The 10,541-nt window shown below is 40.4% G+C and carries 8 protein-coding genes; 4 read left to right on the top strand and 4 right to left on the bottom strand.

What is annotated here, in order from left to right; all coding sequences use genetic code 11:
- Positions 1-2: 2 nt before the first annotated feature.
- Both H5975_RS01940 and H5975_RS01945 read left to right on the top strand, forming a co-directional pair.
- Complete coding sequence (locus H5975_RS01940) at positions 3-1,187, top strand: cation:proton antiporter (RefSeq protein ID WP_204784659.1); 1,185 nt, start codon at positions 3-5, stop codon at positions 1,185-1,187.
- Positions 1,188-1,189: 2 nt separating this feature from the next.
- A complete protein-coding gene (locus H5975_RS01945) occupies positions 1,190-2,689 on the top strand; it encodes a sodium:solute symporter (RefSeq protein ID WP_178660211.1) in 1,500 nt (499 codons plus the stop codon).
- A 156-nt stretch (positions 2,690-2,845) separates the two neighbouring features.
- Here H5975_RS01945 and H5975_RS01950 read toward each other — a convergent pair whose 3' ends face one another.
- From H5975_RS01950 to H5975_RS01965, 4 genes are all read right to left on the bottom strand, one after another.
- Positions 2,846-4,195, bottom strand: a complete 1,350-nt coding sequence (locus tag H5975_RS01950; RefSeq protein ID WP_204784660.1) for a flavocytochrome c — start codon at positions 4,193-4,195, stop codon at positions 2,846-2,848.
- A gap of 9 nt (positions 4,196-4,204) precedes the next feature.
- Positions 4,205-4,795 (bottom strand): peptidylprolyl isomerase, encoded by a 591-nt coding sequence (locus H5975_RS01955; protein WP_275086870.1) that lies wholly within the window; start codon positions 4,793-4,795, stop codon positions 4,205-4,207.
- Between the two features lie 219 nt (positions 4,796-5,014).
- The gene (locus tag H5975_RS01960; protein ID WP_204784662.1) at positions 5,015-6,964 is read right to left on the bottom strand and encodes a sucrose-specific PTS transporter subunit IIBC; all 1,950 of its coding nucleotides are present in this window, start codon (positions 6,962-6,964) and stop codon (positions 5,015-5,017) included.
- Between the two features lie 115 nt (positions 6,965-7,079).
- Positions 7,080-8,117, bottom strand: a complete 1,038-nt coding sequence (locus H5975_RS01965) for a zinc-dependent alcohol dehydrogenase family protein (RefSeq protein WP_204784663.1) — start codon at positions 8,115-8,117, stop codon at positions 7,080-7,082.
- 147 nt (positions 8,118-8,264) lie between these two features.
- Here H5975_RS01965 and H5975_RS01970 point away from each other — a divergent pair, with 147 nt between their 5' ends.
- Both H5975_RS01970 and H5975_RS01975 read left to right on the top strand, forming a co-directional pair.
- Positions 8,265-9,740 carry a sucrose-6-phosphate hydrolase gene (locus H5975_RS01970; RefSeq protein ID WP_204784664.1) on the top strand — a complete coding sequence of 492 codons (1,476 nt, stop codon included), beginning with the start codon at positions 8,265-8,267 and terminating at the stop codon, positions 9,738-9,740.
- Positions 9,741-9,818: 78 nt separating this feature from the next.
- Positions 9,819-10,445: a hypothetical protein gene (locus tag H5975_RS01975; protein WP_204784665.1), complete on the top strand. Its 627-nt coding sequence runs from the start codon at positions 9,819-9,821 to the stop codon at positions 10,443-10,445.
- The last annotated feature ends 96 nt before the right edge of the window (positions 10,446-10,541 follow it).

Consider the following 10,541-nt stretch of genomic DNA (forward strand, 5'->3'; position numbering starts at 1 on the left):
CAATGAACTATTTACTTCAAATTGTATTAATCCTCCTGGTTGGCAAATTGTGTTCTGAGTTTTCTTCAAGAATCGGATTACCACCTGTCATGGGTGAATTAATCGCCGGGATTTTGATTGGTCCCGCGGTCTTTCATATTTTAACCCCCACTATGTTTATCCATTATTTTTCAAATATCGGGGTCATCATGCTGATGTTTATTGCCGGTCTTGAAGGAGATCTTCGTCAATTACTACACTACTGGGCGCCATCACTCACGGTCGCAACACTTGGGGTCATTTTCCCAACCGGAACTGCTTATTTACTCTGCCACTATGCTTTTGGTTTTGATGTCAAAACAGCTGCGTTCATGGGATTAGTACTCAGCGCTACTTCCGTTAGTATTACCGTCCAAGTTTTACGTGAAATGGGATATTCCACAACTCGTGAAAGTCAAATCATTTTAGGAGCAGCTGTAGCTGACGACATTATCTGTATCATTCTCCTGGGAATCAGTGTCCAGCTGGTTAGCAATCACTCGGCCTCCTCGTTAGGTGGCGAAGTGCTTTCGATGGTGGTTCCTCAAGTATTATTCTTCATCATTATCTTGGTAATCAGTAAATACCTAGTTCCGCCATTTTTGAAAATTTTCGACAAAATGGGCATTAGTGAAAGTTTACCAACTGCTGCGCTAATCATTTGTTTCGGCTTTTCCGCAATTGCCGTTAAATGTGGAATGAGTGATGTACTGGGTGCTTACTGTGCAGGCCTGGCTATTTCACAAACCGACTATCAAGAAGCACTCGGTCCAAAAATTGAACCAATTGGTTATGCTATTTTTACTCCTGTATTTTTTATCAGTATCGGTTTGGAAGTCACATTTAAAGGAATTGGTAACGACTTCCTATTCATCATCAGCTTGATCATCATTGCCGTACTGGGAAAACAGATTGGTTGTGGATTAGGTGCAAAATTGTTCCATCTAAACTGGAGGGAATCAAACATTGTTGGTGCTGGAATGGTTTCACGTGGCGAGATGGCGCTTGTTGTCATTAAAGTCGCATTATCGTCAGGATTAATTGATAAAAGCTACTTTACTGCACTGATTCTCGTCACTGTGATCACCACCTTGATTGCGCCACTCTTATTAAAAATTTTTATTCAACGTAACATTAACAGTCAAAATAATGAAAGGCGATTAGATTAATTATGCAAAAAACTGGATTTGGGACCCTTAACTGGGTGGTCCTGCTCGTTTATTTACTTGCCATGCTGCTGATTGGGGCCTATTTTACCAAACGGGCCAGCAAAGATACTGATGCCTTCTTTAAGGCAAACAGTTCTGTGCCGGCATGGGCAACTGGTTTTAGTATTTATGCTACAACGTTAAGTGCAATTACATTTATGTCTACTCCTGAACAAGCATTTCTTACCGACTGGTCATACTCTTTCGGGAACTTAACGATTATCTTAATTATTCCAATTTTAATTAAGTACTATGTACCGTTCTTTAGAAAATTAAAAGTTACCACCGCTTATGAATATCTGGAAGATCGGTTTAGTCCGATCATGCGGGTTTTAGGTAGTTTACTCTTCATGCTTTACCACTTAGGGCGGATTGCCATTGTTATTTACTTACCAATTCTTGCAATTACTTCCGTTTCATCCATCAACCCAATTTTAATTGCTCTGTTCGTTGGTGGATTATGTATCATCTATGCCTTCTTAGGTGGTATCGAAGGTGTCATTTGGACAGATGTTATTCAAGGTTTCCTTCTTTTAGGAGGAGCACTTTTAGTAATCTTCATCGGTGTTTACTACATTAAAGGCGGCTTTGGAACGGTTGCACATGACGTTGCCGTTCATCACAAACTTTACTCTGCCGCTAACTGGAACCCACACAACTTGAAATTATTCATTCCATTAATTTTTGCCGGTTCCGTCTTTAACTCACTTTACCAGTACACCGGTAGTCAAGACGTTGTTCAACGATACCAAACTACTTCTTCAATGAAAGAAACTGCTAAGTCACTTTGGACAAATGGTTTGTTAGCATTTATCACGATTCCAATTTTCTATGGAATGGGTACAATTCTCTACAGTTTCTATCTTCATTCAGCAAGTCTGCCAAAGGGCTTTAACACCAGTGCTGTCGTTCCTTACTTTGTTATCAAAGAAGTTCCAGCCGGAATTGCCGGTTTGATCATTGCTGGAATTTTTGCTGCTGCTCAATCAACCATCGCTTCCAGTCTTAACGCGATTTCAGCGTGTGCAATTACAGACTTCAAGCAACGGTTCTTTGATAAAAAGTTCAAGAACATCAGTGATGTTCAATTGGCACGAATCGTCATTTTAATTGCCGGACTTCTCGGATTGTTGATGGCCATTTACCTGCTAGTTGGTAATCAATCTCAAACTTGGAACCTCTTCTTAGCATTTACTGGTTTATTTGGTGTACCAATTGCTGGAATCTTTGCTGCTGGGATTTTCACCCAACGGGCCAATACCATTGGTGCCGTTACTGGCTTAATTGTTAGTGCAGCGCTAACTTACTATGTTCAATCAAAGGGCATGTCACCATTTATGGTTTCTTGTGTATCCTTCTTATCATCAATGTTCATTGCATGGTTTGTTGGACTCTTCACTCCACAAAAACAAAACATTACTGGTTTAACTGCCAAAACTGTTGATCAAGAATACCACAAATAGTTATTGTGGTTAGTAACAACATCGTTAATTAAGGGTGAGTTTTCACTCCCACAAGTAATAATGGGGCTTAACGTTCGTTTTAGCGAACGCTAAGCCCCATTATTGTATTTTGTTTTAAACCATTGTTGGCTAAAGATTTATATATCTTTTAGCAATTTACTTATCAATCTCTTCTTTAGCAGTAAAGGCTGCCTGACGACCAAACACAACCGTTTCAGCAATGGAATTCCCTCCGATTCGGTTATTACCATGCAAGCCGCCGACTACTTCTCCTGCAGCGTAAAGTCCTGGTATTGCTTGGCCGTTAGCATCTAGTACCCGTGTTTCTGCATCCGCATGAATGCCACCCATTGTGTAATGAATAGCTGGAGCAACGTGGATAGCGTAGAACGGTCCCGCAGTTAATGCTCGATCCATCCCCGTAGTACGACCAAATTTTTCGTCATCTTGATTTTCAACTGCCCGATTCCATTCATTAATTGTTTCCTGCAAATCAGCAAGTCCTATTTGGTCGGCGAGTTCATCGACAGTCCGGCCAGTTTTAACTAATCCAATATGATCGTAAAATTCAACTGCCTTAACCCGTTTTCTTACTTGTTGATCAAAAATTAGGTAAGCACTGTGTTCTGGTAATTTAGTAATCGCATTAGAAACAATTCTTCTGGTAGCAAGTTCATTCACAAATCTGTTACCTTGCTGATTTACTAAAATGGCTCCTTCACCACGAACAGCTTCACCAATTAAGTATGCATGCGCTTGGTCTTGTTGAACAGTTGGGTGTACTTGCACTAAATCTAGTTGCATCAACTGTGCACCAACTGCACTCGCCAATCTAAGACCATCACCCGTAGCTCCTTCTTGGTTTGTAGTACGGTAATGTGCAAGGTCAGGACGATACCGCTGCATCAGTTCCTTTGATGCACCAAATCCACCACTAGCCAAAATGACCGCTTCCGCTGTTAATTCTTGTGGTTGTCCATCATTATCGCAATATTGAACACCATCTACTCGACCATCATGGATTAACAATTTAGTAACCTTCGCTTCTGTCATAATCGTGACACCTGCGCTAGCTGCTAAATTTTGGAGTCCTTTGACAAGGTATGCACCTACTGGAGCAGTTGATGCAGGACGGTGGGTCCGCTGTTGAGACATACCACCAGTAATGGTTAAGTCTGCTAATGGCAGTCCGTGCTGTGCTAACCAATCAATTGCTAATGGTGCATGGGTTACAAAGTGGTGTAGCATTTCAGGATCGTTAAGACGACCTCCACCCTTCATTGTTTCATCATAAAATGTCCGCATGTGGTCAACAATCCCGTGCTGCGCCTGAACACTAGTCTCAGCCGCATTCATACCTGATGATGCACGACTAGTATTACCACCTACTTTGGCATTTTTTTCTAACACTACCACTTGTAAGCCCAACTCGCTTGCTTGAACAGCTGCGGTTAAACCCGCTCCGCCAGATCCCACAATAATTAAGTCGTAATCGTTCTTTTTCATGAGCGGCCTCTACTTAGCTACTGTGACATTTTCAATAATGACATCGTCTTTTGGTCGGTCTTCAATATTACGTGGTACCCGACTGATTTCCTTAGCTACACTAATGCCATCTATGACCTGACCAAAGACAGTGTGATGGTGATCAAGCCATGGTGTTCCACCATTTTCAACATAATGCTGAATGATTTCTTCAGGGTAACCTGCTGCCCGCATTTGGTCTTCTAAGTTAGTGGTTAAGTTCTCGTTAGTAACAATAAAGAATTGACTCCCATTGGTATTAGGACCAGCATTTGCCATTGATAATGCTCCATTAAAATTAAATAATTGATCACTGAACTCGTCTTCAAAGTTGTGCCCATAAATACTCTCTCCACCAGCACCAGTACCGGTAGGATCGCCACCTTGGATCATAAAGTCAGGGATAACCCGGTGAAATGTAACTCCGTTGTAGTATCCCTTTTGAGCTAATTCAACAAAATTTTTAACTGTCTTGGGGGTTAACTGGTCAAATAACTGAATTGTTATGTTGCCTTGGTTAGTTTCAATTGTAACTTTAGTACCAGTTTGGTTTGCTAAATCTAGTTGTGGATAATTACTCATGTTCTTGTCCTCCTCCATTCATGCGTTTGTATTATAGCATGAATTGCGCTTTTTTGACGCTCCGGTGCATTAACATTACAGTCCTATATTCCAATCTTTTTTCAATCTCCAATATCGTCTGTAAATCAAAAAGGACTTAAACTTCGAGAATCTAAGTCCTTTTTATAATTAATGAAAACTAAAACAAAGTAATAAGTAACATTTGTTTCGGTGAACTTACTATTTACTAATAACATCGACTAAATCGTCACCATGCGTAATTTCACCGTCAGCAATTCGCTTCACTTGAGTGTAATTAGACGTGTTAGTGACAACCAACATGACAGTAGTGTCATAGCCAGCCTGTTGAACTGCTGCAAGATCTATTGTGCCTAATTTGTCACCCTTCTTGACCTTTTGGCCTTGTTCAACAAAGCTTTCAAAGTGTTCACCTTTTAAGTTCACAGTATCCAATCCTACATGAATTAATACCTCAGCACCGTCATTGGATGTTAAACCATAAGCATGCTTAGTTGCATAAGCAACTGTCACTGTACCATCAACCGGAGCATAAATAGTTCTATCTGATGGTTTAACCGCAGCACCGTCACCCATCATTTTTTGTGAGAAAACATCATCATTAACCTGAGTAATATCTTCTACTTCACCAGAAATTGGGCTGGCAATAATTTCGTTCTTGGCATTTTCATCAGCAGGAGCTGCTGCGTGTTGAATGGATGCAGTCGCTTCTGAAGCTTGTGAAGCTCCATCTGATGCGACTTCACCGGCAGTTTCAGGGTTAACGATGCTATCGTGCGTTTTACCATAAAAGTAAGTTACTAAAAATGCTATTACGAAGGAAATGATTTCACACAACAAGTATCCTGGAATGGACTTAGCATAAACTGATAGGAAACCGATAAAGCCGGCTGATCCCATTGACGCTGCTACAACGTGCATTGCGCCAGCAATTGTTGAAGCCACACATGACCCAATTAATGCACAGAAGAATGGGAAGCGTAATTTTAAGTTTACCCCAAAAATAGCTGGTTCAGTAATTCCTAACAATGCTGAAATTGCTGAAGAACTTGAGAGAGCCTTCATTTTTTTATTACGAGTTAAGAAGTAAACAGCTGTAGTGGCAGCCCCTTGTGCTACGTTAGCCATCGAAGCAACGATAAAGATAAAGTCACCTGCTCCTTTACCGGCCTTAAATGCTGTAACTAACTGTGTTTCGATTGCAGGGAAACTTTGGTGCAATCCCGTTAAAACAATTGGTGAATACAATGCCCCAAAAATTCCTGTTCCTACAAATCCTAATGTATCGTAAAGCCATACGATTCCATTAGTTAACATATCTGATAATTCCTTCATCACGGGTCCAACCACGATGAATGTCAAAAATCCTGTTAACAATACAGAAATCAATGGTGTAAATGTAAAGTCAACCGCAGCAGGCAACTTCTTATGAAGCCATTTTTCAAAAATGGATAACATCCAAACAGCGGCTAAGGCTGGAATAACCTGACTTGTATAAGATTGAATGTGTACGGTTAAACCAAAGATGTTCCAATGACCACCTTCTGCTAAAGCAGGTGCCGTCATCATCATCCCAACAAATGCGCCCAAGAATTGGTTGGCTCCAAACCGTTTGGCACCCGAAATTCCAACTAGAATCGGTAAAAAGACATACGGTGCACTGGACATCACATTGACCATTCCTTCAACGCCCTTTAGTGCTGGCCACATTTGAATAACTGATTGCGGGCCAAACAGTCCCTTGGCAGTTAGCACGTTATCCAATGCCATTAAAAGACCTCCAGCAACTAATGCTGGAATAATTGGTACAAAGATGTCGGATAGTAACTTAATGAACGCCATTACAGGATTGAATTTTTGGTTCTTAGCAGCAATCTGCTTTAAATCATCAGTTGATACTTCTTTTAATCCCGTTTGTTTAATAAATTCATCATAGACATTGTTGACATCACTAGGGCCAATAATAATCTGGTATTGACCATTGGTTTTAAAAGTCCCTTTAACATCCGCATTGTTGTCTAATGCTTTTTGATCAACTTTGTCATCATCTTTTAAAACTAATCGTAAGCGGGTAGCACAGTGTGCAGCAGCAACAAGATTATCTTTACCGACAGCATTGATGACATCGGTTGCAACTTGCTTATGATCCATGAACATTACTCCCATTTCGTATTAGATTTCGCTATTAAATGTAAGCGCTTTTCACGTTTATAATAATACTATTTTGAAATAAAATGTCAAGCGTTTATCAATTTTATTTTACTAGTTAAAAATCATCGCTGATCTTCAATACACAGGCACCATCAATGTTCCCCTTAGCAACCCTCTTTAACGCCTCATCTGCTTTATCAAATGGATAAACCGTTACGGTTGGTTGAATATGCAAACGGTATGCTAACTTAAGAAATTCTTCTCCATCACGACGAGTATTACTTTCTACACTAGTTAAATTTTTTTCGTGGAAAAGGTGCTTTTGATAATTTAAAGTTGGCACATCACTTAAATGAATTCCTGCTAAGGCTAGGGTTCCGCCTGGAACTAAATTGGCTAATGCGTTGGGTACCATTTGACCAGCCGGAGAAAACATGATCGCTGAATCAAGCAAAACTGGCGATTGATCATAGGCACCCTGAGCAGAAGCGCAACCTAATTTAAGTGCAAATTGTTGTGCATCATGTCCACGGGTGAAAACATGGACTTCGATTCCCTGCTTAATTGCTAACTGCGCTGTTAAATGAGCAGATCCACCAAAACCATATAATCCTAACGTCCCACCAGCTGGAACATTAGCCCGTAAGAAGGAGCGATACCCAATAATTCCAGCACATAATAATGGAGCTGATACTAACGGATTTGCATCTTCTGGAATACGATATGCAAGCCCTTCGGGAACCGTTACATATTCTGCATAGCCGCCGTCATGATCCCGACCGGTATAAACGGAATGGGGACAAAGATTTTCGTGACCTGATCGGCAAAATTTGCAAACCCCGCACGCTTTTCTAAACCATGGAATCCCGATTTTCTCACCATTTTGAAAACGTTGGGCGTTAACACCGCGGTCAACTACCCGTCCAATAATTTCATGCCCCGGGGTGACATGTTGCTTGTGGACAGGAAGGTCCCCCTCTGTTACATGCAAGTCGGTATGGCAAACTCCACAGGCAAGAATCTTTACTAATACCTCACCTGACTCTGGAGTTGGTACAGGCTTTTCGACCAGTTGTAATGGACATACTGCTTGGTTAATTGGACCTGGCTCGGTAACCTCCCAGGCCTTCATCATTTTTGGAATTACTACCATAAACTCGTTACTCCTTTCCTACTGGTATCTATTGTAGTCCTTTTGTGAACTACTGATCAAAAAATACAATGTTAATCGTTTGACACCGTAAAACCAACATTTTAAAATAAGGCTATCTTATAGCGCTTACAAAAAGGAGTTTTTATAATGGAATGGACACGTGAACAAAGGTATCTACTATATCAGCAACATTCAGCATTAGAATTACTTAAATTACAAGCCCAAGCAGACAATTCTCCAGAACAATTACGGTACCATATTCGTCCGGCATCTGGTTTACTAAATGACCCCAACGGTTTTTCCTATTTCAATCATGCGTGGCATGTCTTTTATCAATCATTCCCATTTGGTGCTGCCCATGGTTTAAAATCATGGATGCACATGCAATCTACTGATTTAGTTCACTGGCATTCAAGAGGATTAGCCTTAACTCCAGATAATGAATATGATAGTCATGGTGCTTATTCTGGTTCAGCTAAACAAATCGGTGATCGCCTTTTCCTCATGTATACAGGAAACCATAGAGACGCTGATTGGGTCAGAACTCCATTTCAACTTGGTGCATGGATGGATAAAAACAACCATATTACTAAATTAGAAGAGCCTCTTTTTCGCAATCCTAACTACATTAGTGAGCATTTCCGTGATCCCCAGCTATTAGAACACGATGGTAAGTACTATGCTCTTTTGGGTGCTCAAGATGAAAAGACTGAAGAAGGACACCTTGCTTTATGGACTAGTGATGATCTAAAAACTGGTTGGCATGACCTTGGATACGTGGACTTCACTCCTCATGACATGGGGTACATGATCGAATGTCCTAATCTTGTAAATGTTGATGGCCATCCCGTTCTGATATTCTGCCCCCAAGGTTTATCTAAAGACGTCACAAATTACGAAAACATTTATCCTAATACTTATGTGACTGGCGATAAATTTGACTTTGAAAACGCTAAATTACACGGCAGCTCACAAATTCCGGTTAATTTGGATGATGGTTTTGATGTCTATGCTACCCAAGCATTCAATACCCCTGATGGTACCGCTTATGCGATTAGTTGGGTTGGTCTTCCAGATATTGAATATCCAACTGACAGCCAAAACTGGGCAAACTGTTTAAGCCAAGTTAAAGAATTGCATCTGAAGGATGGCAAACTATACCAGCAACCTGTTGCTGCAATGACTAACCTGCGTAGTAACAAAGGGATCAATGTTTTTTCAAACGAAACCAAGATAATTAATGAGCACGCTGGTCAACAATGTGAACTTAACCTGACAATCGCTGCAGATCAGAGTGGTACTCTTCATCTTGCTGCTAACCACGATTTGAGCAAGAGTTTACAAATTAAATTTGACACTAATCGGGGAAGTTTGGCCGTGGATCGTTCCACAGTTGGTGAATCCGTAGCCGAAAAATATGGGACTACTCGATCCGTTGTGCTCCCTACTCATGAAGACCTAAAGCTGCAAGTCTTCTTAGATCATTCATTAGCTGAAATCTTTGTTAACGATGGTCGCCATGTGCTGACATTACGGTATTTTGCAGACCAAAGCCAACAAACAATTTCGTTTGACCACGCCATTAATTCAACTGGTACTCTGTATCAACTTAAAAATATTTAATAATAATCCCGTTCACGTGACTTGTGAGCGGGATTTTTTTACAATTTAACCAGGATGATTTTTACTGGAGGTATGAGCATGAACTCAACAGTTGACCAATTTAACTGGCAGGCTGACATTCGTTACATCATTGAGCGGGCATTGCCTAACGATGATTATCAAATTGTTTGTTTTCATCAGTCCAAATCCAGTGAAAGCTTATACGTTGATATCTTATGGGAAAACTATTTATTTCAGTTAAGGTTTTCCTTTCATGACCATGATGATCATAACCGTGACCTCTATTCATTCAATTTGACATCTTATCCTCAAGACCAGCCATTGATTTCAAAAATTCACCAAATCATCAGTAAGCGAAGATGTGGAACAATTCTTACTTACCATCATTTCGTAACCTTATCATTAGTGGAAAAAACGGGACAATTTCAAGATCAAGCTTTAATTCGCCGGGATGATCTTTTCTGGGATCAAGGCAAGCCATTAATTAATGGTCCACTGGAAGAATGCCTTAATTTCCTATGGACTCACCAATTAATACTAATCAAACACGCTACTCAACAAATTTTCTTATCAGATAGTGGAGAGCATTTGTTAGACCACTACTGGGACGTTGCAGACCAATATTTAGAAGATCTGGCGTGGGACAACAACCCCAGGACTAATTCGCCAGAGGAACTCAGGAATCTTTTGAATCGCCGTTTGTAAAATTAAGTTAGAAAAATAAAAAAGCCATTTGTGATAGACTTTTGAATAACCACAAACAAAAGTAAAGGAACATCACAAATGACTTATAAACATCTT

It is taken from the genome of Limosilactobacillus coleohominis (assembly GCF_016901675.1).
Taxonomy (GTDB): Bacteria; Bacillota; Bacilli; order Lactobacillales; family Lactobacillaceae; genus Limosilactobacillus; species Limosilactobacillus intestinavium.